Source organism: Novosphingobium sp. AAP83 (assembly GCF_001295795.1).
In the GTDB taxonomy this organism is placed as follows: domain Bacteria; phylum Pseudomonadota; class Alphaproteobacteria; order Sphingomonadales; family Sphingomonadaceae; genus Novosphingobium.
On the sequence record NZ_LJHY01000022.1, the window covers coordinates 382,340 to 397,832 of the forward strand.

The window sequence follows — 15,493 nt, forward strand, 5'->3', positions numbered from 1 at the left end:
GAATGACGATTTAAGGAGATGACGACAAACGGTTCAAGACGAATGGTTCAAGGAACTCCAATGCCCCGCCTAGCCCCCGGAAAGCTTGTCATCGCCACGCACAACGCGGGTAAGCTCAAGGAAATCCAGGCCCTGCTCGCCCCTTATGGCATGGAATGCCTCTCGGCAGGCGAACTCGGGCTGGGCGAACCGGACGAGACAGGCCTGACGTTTGTCGAAAACGCGCTGATCAAGGCGCAGGCAGCGGCGGAGGCCTCGCGGCTTCCCTCGCTAGCTGATGACTCCGGCCTCTGTGTCGATGCGCTAAAGGGCTTGCCCGGCGTCTATACTGCCGATTGGGCTGAAGCTGCCATTTATGAAGGCGGCCCCCGCCGCGATTGGTACATGGCGATGGGCAAAGTCGAAGGCAAACTCGCCGAACTCGGTCCGGACGTCTCTCGCGATTGCCACTTCGCCTGCACGCTCGCCATCGCATGGCCCGATGGCACCCACGCCGTCTATGAAGGTCGCGCCCCCGGCGCCCTCACATGGCCACCGCGCGGTACGCTGGGCTTCGGCTATGACCCGGTCTTTGTGCCCACAGGCTATGACCGCACGTTTGCCGAACTCGATCCGGCCGAGAAACACAAAATCAGCCACCGCGCCGATGCTTTCGCAAAGCTGGTAGCGGAGCAGTTTTCAGCCTAACCCTCTTGCCATGGCGCTTGCACTCTACATCCACTGGCCGTTTTGCCTCGCAAAGTGCCCCTATTGCGATTTCAACAGCCATGTCCGGGCACGCACCGACATCGAGGCTTGGGAAGCCGCACTGCTCGCAGATATGCGCCATGAAGCGGCGCTCACCGCAAACCGACCGCTCACTTCGATCTTCTTCGGCGGCGGCACGCCCTCGCTGATGCCGCCAGCTCTGGTGGAAACGCTCTTGAACGAAGCAAAGCGGCTTTGGGGCTTTACCCCCGGCATCGAGATTACGCTGGAGGCCAATCCCAGTTCGGTCGAAGCTGCCAATTTCGCCGCCCTCTGCACCGCAGGGATCAACCGCGTGTCGCTCGGGCTTCAGGCGCTCGATGATAACACTCTGAAATTCCTAGGCCGACTTCATGACGTCAAAGAAAGCCTTGCCGCATTGGAACTTGCGCAACGCCTGTTCTCCCGTGTCAGCTTCGATCTCATTTATGCCCGTCCCGGACACACGCCCGAAGCATGGGAAGCGGAGCTCAAGCGCGCTTTAGGTTTTGGAACCAGCCATCTTTCGCTCTATCAATTGACCATTGAGCCCGGCACCCGCTTCGCCACGCTCGTGCGCGAAGGCAAGATTGCACCGCTGGACGATGATGCCGCCGCAGACCTCTTCACCCTCACCCGTGAACTCACAACCGCAGGCGGTCTGCCCGCTTACGAGACCAGCAATCACGCTCGCCCCGGTGAAGAAAGCCGCCACAATCTCACTTACTGGCGCTATCAGGACTATGTCGGCATAGGCCCGGGAGCGCACGGGCGTAGGCTTGGCATGGCTACCATCCGCCACAAGAAGCCCGAGAATTATCTGCGCGCCCATGCAGAGCGCAGGCACGGTATCGCCGAGGAACGCGCGCTCACCCCGTCCGATCAGGCCATGGAAGCCGTGCTGATGGGCCTGCGCCTCACCGAAGGCATCGAACCCGTCAAGCTCGCCGCACGCTTCGGATTTACCGGGGCTGATCTGATCGATCCGGCCAAGCGCCAGTTTTACACCAGCATCGGCCATCTGGCTGATAACGGGGCAATCTTGCTCGTGACCGAGCAAGGCGCGCCGCTGCTCGAAGCCTTGCTGGCAGAACTTGTGCCCGACACACTCGTCAGCGCATGACCACCGCCGATATCCTTGAGGCGTGGAACGCACATCTCAGCCAATCCCGGCGGCGCTCCCCGCACACGGTCCGCGCTTATGCCGCCACAGCGGCACGCTTGCTGCACACCCTGCCAGCACCGCAATCGTGGGAGTCCCTCGCCCGCCTTGATGCCGGAACCTTGCGCACCCATCTAGCCGAACGCCGCGCCGATGGCCTCGGCAATGTCTCTGCCGCGCGCGAGCTTTCCGCGCTCAAAACCTTCATCGCTTTCGCCCGCGAACAATCAGGCGATCATGATGGCAATGGCGATCTTGGCCGCCCCCGCCTGCGCGGCCCTCGCGTCAAAAAAGGCCTGCCCCGCCCGATTACGCCTGACGAAGCGGTAAACCTTGCAGAGACCGTCGCCGACGATGCCAGCCAGCCATGGATCGCCGCACGCGACCGCGCCGTTCTGCTCCTGCTGTATGGCGCAGGCATGCGCATTGCCGAAGCCTTGGCGCTTCCGGCCTCGGTCCTCCCATTGGGTGAAACCATCATGATCACCGGCAAAGGCGGACGCCAGCGCGTGTTGCCTTTGCTGCCCATCGTGCGCGCAGGGGTGGAAGATTACATCCGCCAATGCCCTTGGCCGCTTGCCAAAGATCACCCCTTGTTCCGGGGCGCGAAAGGCGGTCCTTTGGCGCAAGGTATGGTCCAGCGCGCCGTAGCCCGTGCGCGAACTTACCTTGGCCTGCCCGCAACCGCCACGCCCCACGCGCTCCGCCATTCCTTCGCCACGCACTTACTCAGCGCAGGCGCTGATTTGCGCAGCTTGCAGGAACTGCTCGGCCACGCCAGCCTGTCCTCAACGCAGATTTACACGAAAGTGGACGCTGCAATCTTGCTCGACGTCTATCGCAACGCCCACCCCCGCGCCTGACTATTTGCTTTGGACAGGAGGACGCGGCAGCCGCAACACGGACAACAATCCGCCCAGATCATCGCTCTCGCGCAATTCGACACCGCCGCCATAAATCTCGGCCACATCGCGCACGATCGCTAGCCCAAGGCCCGTGCCCGGCTTGCTGGTATCCAGCCGCGCACCGCGATCAAATATCCGCACGCGCGCATCTTCGGGGATGCCCATGCCGTCATCCTCCACCCAGATTTCGCAGAATTTCGGATCGGAGGGCACTGCATCAATTGTGATAAACACCGATCCGCCGCCATACTTGGCCGCGTTCTCAATCAGGTTACCAAGCACTTCATCAAGGTCCTGCCGTTCAATCGATACTTCCGCAGCGCGGTTGCCATCCATATCCAGCCGCACTTGCGGATAGAGCCGCGTTACCGCGCGCTCCACCGCTTCGGCGCTTTCCCACACTTGCGCGCGTGACAGGCCCACGGCTCGCCGCCCCACCGCGCGCGCGCGCGCCAAGTGGTGATCCACCTGCCGCCGCATAACGGCAGCCTCGCGGATGACCGTATCGGAAAGGTCGTCGGCCTTGGCGGTTGCCGCGTTCATCACCACCGTCAGTGGTGTTTTCAGAGCATGGGCCAGGTTGCCCGCATGCGTCCGCGCTTCTTCGGCCTGCCGCTCGGAATGTTCGAGCAGCGCATTTAACTCCTGCACCATCGGCTGCACTTCCAGCGGCAGCGGATCGGTTACCCGGCTCGCCCCGCCTTCGCGCATCCGCGCAATCGCCAGGCGCACCCGGCGCAGCGGCCCCAAGCCGTAAAACGTCTGCAAACCCGCCATCACGAACAGGCCAAGTCCCAGCACCAGAAACGACCATATCAGGATCGCACGAATGCGCCGGATCTGGGCGTCCAGTTCCCCACGGCTGGCCGCAACCTGAAACTCCCACAAGGTATTGGTACCCGGCAAAATCACCGAGCGCTTGATAATCCGCAGCGGCTCGCCTTCAAATTGGCCGCTGTCATCAATCTTGGGATCAATGTGGTTCTTGTCCAGATCGCTGGTCAGAGACCGGTCCCACAGCGAGCGCGAGGGGAAATCCTCATGCCCCTGTCCCGAAATTTGCCAATAGAGCCCGCTGTTCGGCTCCAGAAATCGCTGGTCACCCAAAGGCCGGTTGAAAAACACCTCGCCATCCGGGCCGATCTCTGCCGAAGCGACCATCGCGGTCAGCATGTAACCAAGCTGCTCGTCGAAATTGCGCGTCACCAGACCGGTCAGCGATTGATCCAGCGCCAAGCCGCCACCCAGCAGCAGCACCGTCACCCAGGCCGACGCGATCAGCAACATGCGACGCGCCAGCGACCCGGTGTGGGGCGCTGGCGTATCTATCGCCCGCTGTGAAGGCGCATTTCGGGCAGGCCTGCTTTCGGCCACGGTTTACCCCCGGCCGGGACCTGCCGGATCATCAAGGCTATAGCCAAGTCCGCGGATCGTGGTGATCACATCCGGCCCCAGCTTTTTGCGAATACGCGTCACGAACACTTCTATCGTGTTCGAATCGCGATCAAAATCCTGATCGTAGATATGTTCGATCAATTCGGTACGGCTGACAACTTTGCCTTTGTGATGCAACAGATAGGACAACAGCTTGTACTCTTGCGCAGTCAGCTTCACCGGCTCGCCCGCCAGTGTCACCCGGCCTGATCGCGTGTCCAGCCGCACGTCACCCGCTGTCAATTCGGACGACGAATTGCCCGAAGCGCGGCGGATCAGCGCACGCAGGCGGGCGATCAGTTCCTCGGTCTGGAACGGCTTGGCCAGATAATCATCTGCACCTGCATCAAGGCCAGCCACTTTGTCCGACCACGAATCACGCGCTGTCAGCACCAGCACGGGAAACTTGCGGCCTTCCTTGCGCCACATGCCCAACACGGTCAGCCCGTCAATTTCGGGCAGGCCAAGGTCGAGCACGACGGCGTCATATTCCTCGGTCGAGCCCATGAAGTGCCCGTCTTCACCATCAACCGAAAGATCAACGGCATAGCCGGTCTGTTCAAGCGTGGACTTGAGCTGTTTGCCGAGAGTGGGTTCATCCTCGACGATCAGGATGCGCATGGAAATCTGTCCCCTGCTGAACGCGACATTCGCGCTTAACGTGAATAACTAGATGGGGCTGTAAACCTGAACGGTCAAGGAACTGCCGCGAAAGCTCTTGTTCAGCGAGACTCGCCAAGTATTTGCCCGGTCTTGGCATCCACATCGACAAACATAACCCGGCCATCGCGAATAAACTTCAGCCTATAGACCATTGCCGCAGGATCATATTCCGGCCCAAGATATTGCATGCCCTGTTTGGTTGGTAAAACACGGCGTTCGATATCGCGCAATGGGCGCACCGCACCCGAGCGTAAATCGCGCCGCGCCTCGTTCTGCTCGTCCGGGCGCTGTTGCGCTTGGGACGTTGCGGGCAAAGCGGTGGCCATAACGGCCGCAAGAAGAAAAGGTGCAAATCGCATGATGCCCGCATGCCTAAACGCGCACCATTGAACAAGCCGTGAATAAGCGCACCTGCACTCATTAAGCCTGCAATCATTCAGCCAATAATCATTCAGGCAGCGGCGTTGCGCATTGGCGACAGCACCGCTAAGCGCAACCCCCATGGCAGCAGCACCAATTCTCAGCTGGGAGGGCCTTGGCCTTATCCAAGGCAATGGCTGGCTTTTCAGCGACCTCGACATTCACATCGGCCCGCGTGATCGCCTCGCGCTGATCGGCCGCAATGGCGCGGGCAAAACCACGCTGCTCAAACTGATCGGCGGGCAGGTCGATGCCGATAAGGGCACCCGCTCTATCCAGCCGGGCACGCGCATTATCACGCTGGAGCAAGACCCGTTCTTCACCGGCTATGATACGCTGATGGATTTCGCGCTATCAGGCAAAGATGCCCCGCCCCGCCACGAAGTCGAGGCCATTGCTGGCCAGCTTGGCATCGATCTTTCGCGCAAGGCCGATAGCGCCAGCGGGGGCGAACGCCGCCGTGCCGCCCTTGCACGCGCGCTTGCCAGCGAGCCCGACTTGCTCCTGCTCGATGAGCCAACCAACCACCTCGATCTTGCCGCCATCGATTGGCTGGAAGACTGGCTGATGCGCTACAAGGGCGCGTTCGTGGTGATCAGCCATGATCGCACCTTCCTCGAACGCCTGACCAAAGCGACACTGTGGCTCGACCGTGGATCGCTGCGCCGCAAGGACATCGGCTTTGGCAGCTACGAAGCGTGGATGGAAACCGTCTATGCCGAAGAAGCCCGCGCCGCCGACAAACTTGACGCCAAGCTCAAGATCGAAGCGCATTGGCTGGAACGTGGCGTCACCGCGCGGCGCAAACGCAACCAGGGCCGCCTTGAAAAGCTGTGGGAGATGCGCGCCCAGCGTGCTGCGATGCTCACCCCGCAAGGCACCGCAAAACTCGCGATCGCCAGCGATGATGCCAAGAGCAAAGCCGTTATCGTCGCCGATCACGCCACCAAGTCTTTCGGTGACCGCCCGATTATCAAGGACTTCACCCTGCGCATCACGCGCAAGGACCGCATCGGCGTCGTCGGCTCGAACGGTGCAGGCAAGACCACGCTGCTCAAGCTGCTCACCGGCGAACTCGAACCCGATAGCGGCAAGATTACGCTGGCCAAGACGCTGCAAGGCATCATGATTGATCAGCAGCGCAGCCTGATGTCGCCCGAAAAGCGCGTCCGCGATGTGCTGGCCGATGGCAGTGACTGGATTGATGTGCGCGGCGTGCGCAAACACATCCACGGCTATCTCAAAGACTTCCTTTTCGATCCCAACCTTGTCGAAGCGCGCATCGGCACGCTCTCGGGCGGCGAACGCTCACGGCTCCTGCTCGCCCGTGAATTCGCGCGTTTCTCGAACCTTCTGGTGCTTGATGAGCCGACCAACGATCTCGATCTGGAAACGCTCGATCTGTTGCAGGAAGTCATCTCGGACTATGATGGCACCGTGCTGATCGTCAGCCATGACCGCGATTTCCTTGATCGCACAGTCACGATCACGCTCGGCATGGATGGCTCTGGCCGTGTCGATATCGTGGCAGGCGGCTATGCCGATTGGGAAAAGATGCGCAAAACCCGCAATGCGGCAGGCGCAAAGGCTGCTGCAAAGCAGGCTCCCTCACCCGTCATCGCACCGCTGCCGCCCAAGAAGGGCAAGCTGTCCTACAAAGACCAGCGCGATTACGAAATCTTGCCCAAGCGGATCGAAGAACTCGACGCCGCCATCGCGCGCGGCGAAACCCAGTTGGCAGACCCGGACCTCTACAGCAAAGATCCCAAGAAGTTCGATGCCCTGATGCAGGCTCTCGCCAAAGTCCGTGCTGAAAAAGACACCGCCGAAGAACGCTGGTTGGAACTGGCCGAAATGGTCGAAGGTTAAAGCCTGCGCGCCCACAAAAGTGGAGGCGCAGGCTTTGCGGTTACGCCTTCAACGCCGCCGCCGTGCGTTCCTCAATGCGCTTTTCGAGGATTGACAGCGGCATGGCGCCTTCCAGCAGCACTTCATGGAACTGCTTGATATCAAACTTCGCGCCCAGCGCCTTCTGCGCCTTTTCCCGCGCGCGCGTCCAAGCGATGTGGCCGATCTTGTAGCTGCAAGCCTGCCCGATCATCGTGCAATAACGCTCGACTTCGCGCAGCGTGCGCGGGCGGGTAAAGCCGGTCGTCGCCACCATATAGTCGGTCGCCTTCTCGCGGCTCCAGCGCTTGGAGTGAATGCCGGTGTCGACAACGAGCCTTGTCGCGCGGAACAGGAATGACTGGAGATAGCCAGCTTTCTCGATGCCGTCATAAGCGCCCAGTTCATCGGCCACTTGCTCGGAATAGAGCGCCCAACCTTCGGAATAGGCAGAAAAGCCCCCGGTCTTGCGGATCAACGGGATGCTGTCCGACCTTTGCGCCAGACTGATTTGCAAGTGATGGCCCGGCGTCCCTTCGTGATAGGTGAGCGAGGGCAGCGTATATTTCGGCCAATCCGACACTTCCTTGAGGTTGATCCAGTAAATCGCCGGACGGCTGCCATCGAGCGACGCCGAATAATAATACCCGTTTGCAGCCCCATCCTGAATTTCCACCGGCACCGCGCGGATATCCAGCGGCTGATCGGGCAGGGTCGCGAAAGCACGCGGAAGCAGCGCATTCATCTTCTTCACACCGGCGTTCAGGCTGGCGATCAGTTCCGCACGGCTCTCAGGCGTATTGGCATAGAGCTGCTCTGGCAGGGTGTTTAGCGCGGCGAGGCGTTCACCCACCGTGCCCTTGGTATATCCTGCCGCCTTGAGCACAACATCAAGCTGCGCGGTCAATTCGGCCACCTGTTCCAACCCGATCTGGTGAACTTCTTCAGGCGTAAAATTCGTCGTCGTCGCTTGGGCCAGCGCGGCAGCATAGATTTCGTCGCCACGCGGAATGCGCCAAGCGCCATCGCCTGCTACGGTCGTCGGCTTAAGCTGTTCAAGCAAGGCAATCTGACGGTCAATCGCGGGGTAAATTGCGTCGCGCACGATGGTTTCTGCACGCTGCTGCCACTGACCGGAAATCCCCTTTGTCGCGGTGCGGCGGACAATCGACTTCACCATCGAGGATTCGCCCGGCGCAGGTTCGCGCAGCTTGGCCAACTGGCCCAGCGCAAGATCAAGCGTCCATGCCGGGGCAAGAATCCCGCGTCCAGCCTGTTCACGCTGTTCTGCAATGTCGTCGTCAATCGCTGTGGCAAGCTGCGCAAGACGGGCAAGATAGGCCTCTGCATCCTCGACCGAATTCATCGGATGGGTTGAATCGAGGAAATCCGGCACGTTGAACGCCGAACAAAACCGCTGGGTAATGCGATAGGGCGATTGCGGATTGTCGATGCCGAAACGCGGGCCATCAAGGCGGCGCTCAAGCTGGTAGCGCACCACATCAAGGTTGACCTTCATCGCATCCGACAGCGCCTTGTCATTGATCTTTGCCAGATCGGCCAGCGATGCACGGGTTTGCGCAACCGAGGCCGCGCGCCCTGCGGCGCTATCATCGCCCAGCTTTGAGCGCAGACCGGCCATTACGCCCTTATCAAGCCCAAGCGAGGTGGCCTGCTCGGGCGCAAGCAGAAGCTGGTCATTGAAAATGCGGGTAAACAAGGCATCAAGCTTTGCATCCTCACCGCCAAGCGCAGCCGCGAATGACAAACCGGGGCGGAAGGCAAGCACCGTCGCAGCACTGGCGGATGCTACGAAAGAACGGCGGCTGAAACGAAAGGTCATCGGCATCATCTCCGGTTATCAATATCTTACAGGCCGGTGCCACAGCCGGAGTGCGGTTTAAAGGTATTTTTGTTACAGAAGATACTTTCCGCTGCTGCCGATGCGGCAAATCCGCAACGCAGCAAACCTTGCAGGCAAATCCCAAACCTCTTCGAACATTCCCCGAACACGCAAAACTCTTGCCTCTCTGTGCGGTTTATAGGAGAACAAAAAACACCGTTCCGGTTAATGGGCCGCACCATGATCAATCGAATTCGCGACATTCGCCGCCAAAAGGGCCTCACATTGGCAGATGTCGCCGCGCGCTGCGACCCGCCAACAACAGCGCAAACCATCGGCCGGCTTGAAACCGGCATGCGCAGTTTGTCGCTCGTATGGATGAACCGGATCGGTGCCGCGCTCGGCGTCGAACCGCAATTGCTGCTCAAACCGGATGAGGAATCCCCGGCCCGGTTTGTCGCACGCCTTACTGTCCACGGTGCCGAAGCGCTGGCCAAACCGATGGATGCCATCCTCCCTGTGGCGCTCGATGGCTCGGCTCGCCTGATGGCTATGGCGGTCGATGCAAGCGCGGGAGAGTACCGCGCAGGCGATCAGGTGTGGATCCGCCAGATTGAGCCTGACGACTTTGCACGCGCTTTCAACCGCGATGTCCTCGCGCCTCGCCCCGGTGGCCGCTTTACCTTTGGTCGCTTGATCGATCATCGCGATGGCCGCATCGCCCTGCTGCCTCCCGGCGCAGGCCAGCGTCAGGTCATCATAGACCGGCCATTCTGGCTGGGCCTTGCCGAAATGCTGGTGCGGAAACTCTGACGTGTTGCGCCTGCTTTCCATTTCAACACTCTATCCCGCACCCGGACGCACCGGCTTTGGCCGCTTTGTCGCCCGGCAGATGGAGGCGCTCGCCGCGCGGGGGGATTGGCAGGTCACCGTGATCAACCCTATCGGTCTGCCGCCCCTCCCCTTGAAGCGTTACGCCCCCTTGCGCGCGATCCCGCCGGTGGAAAACCAAGGTGCCGTGACGGTCCACCACCCCCGTTTCACACTGATCCCCGCCATCTCGGGTCCGTTCAATCCCGCCCTCATCGCCAACGCCGTCCTGCCTATGGCCCAGCGCCTGCATAAGCAAACACCGTTCGATATGGTCGATGCCCAGTTCTTTTATCCGGATGGCCCAGCTGCCGCCAGAATTGCCCGCGCGCTCGGCTTGCCGCTGGCCATCAAAGCACGCGGATCAGACATTCATTTGTGGGGCAAAAGCGCCCTCGCCCGCTGTCAGATGCTCACCGCCGCGCATCAGGCCAAAGCCCTCTTGTCCGTATCACAGGGTCTGGCCCAAGACATGGCGGCCCTGGGTATGCCCGAAGACAACACCCATGTTCATTACACCGGACTTGACCGTGACCGCTTCCAACCACTTGACCGTAAAGCCTCGCGGCAAAGGATTTCGGGCATCCCGGGCCTTGACGTCCCGCCCGACGGCCCGCTTCTGCTGAGTGTCGGCGCGCTCGTCCCCATCAAGGGCCAAGCCATCGCAATCCGTGCGCTTTCGCATTTGCCCGATGATGTGCAGTTGGTCATCGCAGGCACCGGACCCGAGGACGCCGCGCTCAAAGCCCTTGCCAGCGAATTGGGCTTTGCAGCGCGCGTACACTTTCCCGGCGCGGTTGAGCATGACGTGCTCCCGCACTTGCTATGCGCCGCCGATGCCATGGTGCTACCCTCTGAACGCGAAGGCCTCGCCAATGCGTGGATCGAAGCCATTGCTTGCGGCACCCCCGTCATCATCCCCGACATAGGCGGCGCACGCGAAGTCGTGCTGGACGATAGCGCAGGCCGCATCGTTGAACGCACGCCTGAAGCCATCGCCCAAGCCGTAATCGAAGTGCTCGCCAACCCGCCCGGTCAGAATTCCGTCGCCGCCAATGCCGAACGCTTCAGTTGGTCCGCCAACGCAGCAGCGCTTTCCGAAATCTACGAAAAAGCGGCGGCAAAGCCCTGAAGCCCACCGCCGCAAATTTTAAATAGTCTGGCTTGGGAGTTACACGCCTTCGCGCGCCAGCCGCTCTTGCTTGTCCAGCGCGGTTTCGGTCGGCACAAAGCTGTTCGGATTGACTTTCAGCCAGATCAGAATCGGCGCGGCCATATAGATCGAGCTATATGTACCCACGAAAATCCCCAGCGTGATCGCAGCGGTAAATCCGAAGATCACATCAGGCCCCAGCAAAAGCAGCGCCGCCAGCGTGATCAGGATCGAGAGCGACGTCACAATCGTGCGCGCCAGTGTTTCGTTCACCGAAAGGTCAAGCAATTCGGGCATCGGCATCTTGCGGAACTTCTTCATGTTCTCGCGGATGCGGTCGTAAACCACGATCGTATCGTTCAGCGAATAACCGATCAGCGTCAGCAATGCCGCCACGATATTCAGATCGAACTCCATGCCGGTAATCGCAAACAGCCCCAGCGTCAGCGAAACGTCATGGAACAGCGCAAACAGCGCGCCAACGCCGAACTGCCACTCGAACCGGATCCAGATATAGGCTGCCACGGCCAGCGCCGCAAAGCCGAGTGCCTTGAACGCATCCCAGCCCAGCTCCTTGGAAACCTTGCCCGATACGGAATCGACCCCGTCAATCCGCGCATCGGCGTGGTTCTTTTTGATGTCTGCGGTGATCGTGCGCGCCATCTTGTCAGACAGTGCTGCATCGCTGTCCGCGCCTTCGGGCAGCTTCATCCGGATCGAAATCTCGTTGGGCTTACCGTAACGCTGGATGATCGGCTCGCCATAGCCAAGCTTGTCCACCTGGCTGCGCAGTTCCACCACCGGCGCTTCCGGGCTGCGCTCGAACGTCACGCGGATCATCTGCCCGCCAACGAAATCCACGCCGAAGTTGAGGCCCTTGGTCAGGACCAGTCCCCACGAAGCCGCGATCAGGATCATGCTGACGATGTAAAACGGCAGACGCCACTTGAGGAAGTGGATGTTGGTATCGTCAGGAACGAGTTTGAGGAGTTTCATGGTTCCGGTCTCCCCTTACAAATTCAGGTCGGCAGGGCGCGCGCGGCGCAGCCACTGCATAACCCAAAGCCGCGTTAGCGTCACCGCCGTGAACACCGATGTGACGATGCCGATCATTAGAACGATGGCAAAGCCCTTCACCGGCCCCGATCCGAAGGCGAACATCAGCACCGCTGCAATAACGTTGGTGATATTGGCATCGAAGATCGCACGACTGGCTTCCTTGTAGCCCATCTCGACCGCCGCGACGACCTTGCGCCCGCGATGCCGCTCTTCGCGTATACGCTCGTTGATCAGCACGTTGGCATCAACCGCCGCACCAATCGTCAAAACAAAGCCCGCGATGCCCGGCAGCGTTAGCGTGGTGTTGATCACCGCCATGATCCCGAGGATCATCACCACGTTGATAATCAGTGCCACGTTGGCATAAACGCCAAACCGGCCATAGGTCACGAAGATGAACACCATCAACGCCAGCGTGCCAACGCCCATCGCAATCATTCCGCGACGGATCGAGTCAGCCCCTAGATCAGGCCCGACGGTGCGCTCTTCCACCACCTTGAGATCCACCGGCAGCGCGCCAGACCGCAGCGAAATCGCCAGCGAGTTTGCGCTTTCCGCCGTGAACCGGCCCGAGATAATCGCGCTGCCGCCAAGAATCGGCTCGTTGATGGTCGGAGCCGACAGCACTTTGCCATCAAGGATGATGGCAAACTGCTTGCCGGTATTCTGCGTGGTCAACTTGGCAAACTTGGCCCCACCTTCGGTATTGAAGGTAATGTTGACGACGGGCTCGTTGGTTTGCTGGTTGTTGGTCTGTTGCGCATTGGTCAATTGATCGCCGCGAATACCGCCCAGCCGCTTCACTGCGATGGCAGGCATTCCGCCACCCTCGGCAGGACTGATGAACGGCACAATTTCGCTGCCCGCAGGCGCAATCCCTTGCGCCACATCCGAAGGTAGCGCAGCCGTATCGACTAGCTTGAACTCCAGCTTGGCTGTCTGCCCCAACAGGTTCTTCAAGGCCTGCGGGTCTTGCAAGCCCGGAACCTGAACCACGATGCGTGTGGGGCCGGAACGGATGATCGTCGGCTCTTTGGTGCCCAGCGCGTCAATGCGTTTGCGCACCACCTCCACCGCTGTGTCCATCGCTTGGCTCACCGCCTGATCGACACCTGCATTGGTGGGCTTCAGGATAAAGCGGTTGCCATCGCTGACATTGATATCCCAATCGCGCTGGCCGGTCAGGCCCGCACCATTGGTCAGCGGCAAGATAGCCTCGCGCACGGCATCGACTTGCGCTGGGTTGGCCACCACAAACGTAAGCGCGCCATCGCGATTGGAAATGTCGCTGATGCGGATGTTCTTGCCATCCTGCCGCAGCTTGGTGCGCACAGACTCTTCCATGCCCTCGATGCGCTGCTGGCGCACCTGGGTCGGATCGGCTTCCAGCAGGATGTGGCTACCACCTGCCAGATCGAGCCCGAGGTTGACCTTGGGTTCGGGCAGTGTGGATGGCCACGAAAGGCCCATGGTGGAAGTGAGCGAGGGGATCGCGGCAATCACGCAAGCCAGCGTGATGAACCAGAGCCAGATCACCTTCCAGCGCGGAAATTCGAGCATGGGCGGTCAGCTTTCGAAAACAGGATCAGTCGTTTGCAGGGGTCGCGCCGGCAGGTGGGATAATGTCACCCAGCGTTGAACGCACGGCCTTCACCTTCACATTAGGGCCAAGCTCCAGCTCGACGTAATGATCATCAAGCTTGATAACTTTGCCGATCAATCCGCCAGCCGTCACGACCATGTCATTCTTTTTGAGCGCGGCAATCTTGGCCTTATGCTCTTTCTGCTGGCGCATTTGCGGGCGCAAGATCAGGAACCAGAAGATAAAGCCCATCGCCACAAGTGGCAAAAAGCTCATCCAAGCAGGCGGTTCACCAGTGGAAGAGGCGGCAGCGGCAAGGATCGTCAACATCATAAGTCCATTTCTGGGATCGCGTGTCCGGTATTGCAACAGCGCACGACTTGCAATTTAATTGCAAGCTGCGCCGAACAAGGCTTGGCGGCGCGGTTAGCAGCTTGGAAACGGCAAAGCAATCGAACGCCCTTGCACCTTCAAAACGTAAAGCTTCATCATGCCAAACACACCATTTCGCCAAACCGGCGCTTGCCAAGGCGCAAGGCGCCGCTTATAGGCCCGCTCCAAGGTCGGGACGTAGCGCAGCCTGGTAGCGCATCACACTGGGGGTGTGGGGGTCGGAGGTTCGAATCCTCTCGTCCCGACCAATATTTCAAGTACTTAGCGGCATTTTCTCGAAAGCGTACTAACCCCATTTTGCTCTGGTGGTGCGCTGGTGGTGCAGATAATGCTTGAATGTTCTCATCGCGACGCATCCCAACGCATCGAATGTGAACATTTTCGTCCGCGTTTACGAATTGAACGCGACCCCGATTCCCTGTATTTTTCGAACACGGATGCAAGAGCAGTTGCCTCTTCGCCCCGCCGAGTTCGTCAAAATGCGGGACGGCTTCATTGCGTTTCTCAAGCAACCTGCTGGGACACCCTTCGAGCTCATCATCCCGCAGACAGTTCTCGATGTGATGGCATCGGCAGCCCGTCGCGGACGGGCGCGGCAGCGTGCTCTGGACGCCTTGCGCGTTGTTTCTTTGCTAACGGCCATGGTGGGCGCTGTGCTTGCCGTATTCATGCACCCCGGCATCATCGGCACTGGAATTCTTCTGGCCGGTGGAGGGGCATTCATCTGGGCGCATAACAGGAGCAAGGTCCGCCGCGAGCCTGAAAACGACGAACTCGTGACTGAACCAAACAGTGCCTTGGAACGCAATCTCAGAGCGCTCGACGACCTGAAGCATCTCATCGCGAGCGGTGACGTGATTTGCGAAGAGCGGTTGCCGGACGGAACGCTTAAGCCGTTGTCGCCAAGGGCGCGGGCCGCTTTCCTCGCGGACCACGGGTCACTCCTTGTCGTCAGCCGCGATCAATCTCTGTGGCAATGCATTCCGCACCGGCCAATTCCCATGAGCGCTTTATGGATCAGGCTCGGCGGACGCGTTGCGCCAGCCTTTTTCACGTCGCGCACGTTGCTTGACGAGAAGGATGACAAACTGTTCGACAAGCGCGTCGCATGGCTGCTGTCTCAGGCCGATAAGGCTGGCGTGAAAGCGAAGTCATTTCGTGAAGCGATGCAGATCGTCATCGCCCTCAAGCGCCCGGAATTCGAGAACATCACGTTCGAGGAGAAGAAGGAAAGGCTACGCGCCGAGGGGTTGGCCGATAGCCGCATGGAAAAGATCAACGCTGGTATATACCCGCCGTTCAACAATTTTCTGCGTACTTTGCCCATGCATGAATTACCGTGAATGCGGAACTGAATTCACGCTGACGCCCCGTTTTGCCACGTCCTGCACTCCAC

At 60.1% G+C, this 15,493-nt stretch carries 14 protein-coding genes and 1 tRNA gene; 8 read left to right on the top strand and 7 right to left on the bottom strand.

Going from position 1 to position 15,493, the window contains the following annotated elements; all coding sequences use genetic code 11:
• Positions 1-60: 60 nt before the first annotated feature.
• The 3 genes from rdgB to IP81_RS13375 are packed head-to-tail and all read left to right on the top strand — an operon-like array spanning position 61 to position 2,751.
• Positions 61-687 carry an RdgB/HAM1 family non-canonical purine NTP pyrophosphatase gene (gene rdgB / locus IP81_RS13365; RefSeq protein ID WP_054108461.1) on the top strand — a complete coding sequence of 209 codons (627 nt, stop codon included), beginning with the start codon at positions 61-63 and terminating at the stop codon, positions 685-687.
• Between the two features lie 10 nt (positions 688-697).
• On the top strand, positions 698-1,849 hold the full coding sequence (gene hemW / locus IP81_RS13370; protein WP_054108462.1) for a radical SAM family heme chaperone HemW: 1,152 nt from the start codon (positions 698-700) through the stop codon (positions 1,847-1,849).
• On the top strand, positions 1,846-2,751 hold the full coding sequence (locus tag IP81_RS13375) for a tyrosine recombinase XerC (protein ID WP_054108463.1): 906 nt from the start codon (positions 1,846-1,848) through the stop codon (positions 2,749-2,751). The genes hemW and IP81_RS13375 overlap by 4 nt, the downstream gene beginning before the upstream one ends.
• Here IP81_RS13375 and IP81_RS13380 read toward each other — a convergent pair whose 3' ends face one another.
• The 3 genes from IP81_RS13380 to IP81_RS13390 all read right to left on the bottom strand — a co-directional run bounded on the left by IP81_RS13380 (position 2,752) and on the right by IP81_RS13390 (position 5,216).
• Positions 2,752-4,080 (bottom strand): sensor histidine kinase KdpD, encoded by a 1,329-nt coding sequence (locus IP81_RS13380; protein ID WP_054108567.1) that lies wholly within the window; start codon positions 4,078-4,080, stop codon positions 2,752-2,754.
• 90 nt (positions 4,081-4,170) lie between these two features.
• Positions 4,171-4,848, bottom strand: coding sequence for a response regulator transcription factor (locus tag IP81_RS13385; protein WP_054108464.1), 678 nt, complete (start codon positions 4,846-4,848; stop codon positions 4,171-4,173).
• A 101-nt stretch (positions 4,849-4,949) separates the two neighbouring features.
• Positions 4,950-5,216 (bottom strand): PepSY domain-containing protein, encoded by a 267-nt coding sequence (locus IP81_RS13390; protein WP_231626653.1) that lies wholly within the window; start codon positions 5,214-5,216, stop codon positions 4,950-4,952.
• A 175-nt stretch (positions 5,217-5,391) separates the two neighbouring features.
• On the opposite strand from IP81_RS13390, the gene IP81_RS13395 reads away from it, so the two are divergent.
• Complete coding sequence (locus IP81_RS13395; RefSeq protein ID WP_054108465.1) at positions 5,392-7,179, top strand: ABC-F family ATP-binding cassette domain-containing protein; 1,788 nt, start codon at positions 5,392-5,394, stop codon at positions 7,177-7,179.
• A 40-nt stretch (positions 7,180-7,219) separates the two neighbouring features.
• On the opposite strand, the gene IP81_RS13400 is transcribed toward IP81_RS13395, so the two are convergent.
• Positions 7,220-9,040 (bottom strand): DUF885 family protein, encoded by a 1,821-nt coding sequence (locus IP81_RS13400; protein ID WP_054108569.1) that lies wholly within the window; start codon positions 9,038-9,040, stop codon positions 7,220-7,222.
• Positions 9,041-9,280: 240 nt separating this feature from the next.
• Here IP81_RS13400 and IP81_RS13405 point away from each other — a divergent pair, with 240 nt between their 5' ends.
• Entirely contained in the window at positions 9,281-9,853 is a 573-nt protein-coding gene (locus IP81_RS13405; RefSeq protein WP_054108570.1) for a helix-turn-helix domain-containing protein, read from the top strand.
• A 1-nt stretch (position 9,854) separates the two neighbouring features.
• On the top strand, positions 9,855-11,042 hold the full coding sequence (locus IP81_RS13410; protein WP_197274627.1) for a glycosyltransferase: 1,188 nt from the start codon (positions 9,855-9,857) through the stop codon (positions 11,040-11,042).
• A gap of 39 nt (positions 11,043-11,081) precedes the next feature.
• Here IP81_RS13410 and secF read toward each other — a convergent pair whose 3' ends face one another.
• Genes secF through yajC form a run of 3 tightly spaced genes read right to left on the bottom strand, consistent with a single transcriptional unit; the run spans position 11,082 to position 14,037 of the window.
• A complete protein-coding gene (gene secF, locus IP81_RS13415; RefSeq protein WP_054108466.1) occupies positions 11,082-12,059 on the bottom strand; it encodes a protein translocase subunit SecF in 978 nt (325 codons plus the stop codon).
• Between the two features lie 15 nt (positions 12,060-12,074).
• The gene (secD, locus tag IP81_RS13420) at positions 12,075-13,682 is read right to left on the bottom strand and encodes a protein translocase subunit SecD (RefSeq protein WP_054108467.1); all 1,608 of its coding nucleotides are present in this window, start codon (positions 13,680-13,682) and stop codon (positions 12,075-12,077) included.
• A 25-nt stretch (positions 13,683-13,707) separates the two neighbouring features.
• The gene (gene yajC / locus IP81_RS13425) at positions 13,708-14,037 is read right to left on the bottom strand and encodes a preprotein translocase subunit YajC (protein WP_054108468.1); all 330 of its coding nucleotides are present in this window, start codon (positions 14,035-14,037) and stop codon (positions 13,708-13,710) included.
• 231 nt (positions 14,038-14,268) lie between these two features.
• Between yajC and IP81_RS13430 the strand changes: the two genes are divergently transcribed.
• Both IP81_RS13430 and IP81_RS13435 read left to right on the top strand, forming a co-directional pair.
• Positions 14,269-14,345, top strand: a tRNA-Pro gene (locus tag IP81_RS13430).
• An 84-nt stretch (positions 14,346-14,429) separates the two neighbouring features.
• A complete protein-coding gene (locus tag IP81_RS13435) occupies positions 14,430-15,440 on the top strand; it encodes a hypothetical protein (protein ID WP_157573199.1) in 1,011 nt (336 codons plus the stop codon).
• The last annotated feature ends 53 nt before the right edge of the window (positions 15,441-15,493 follow it).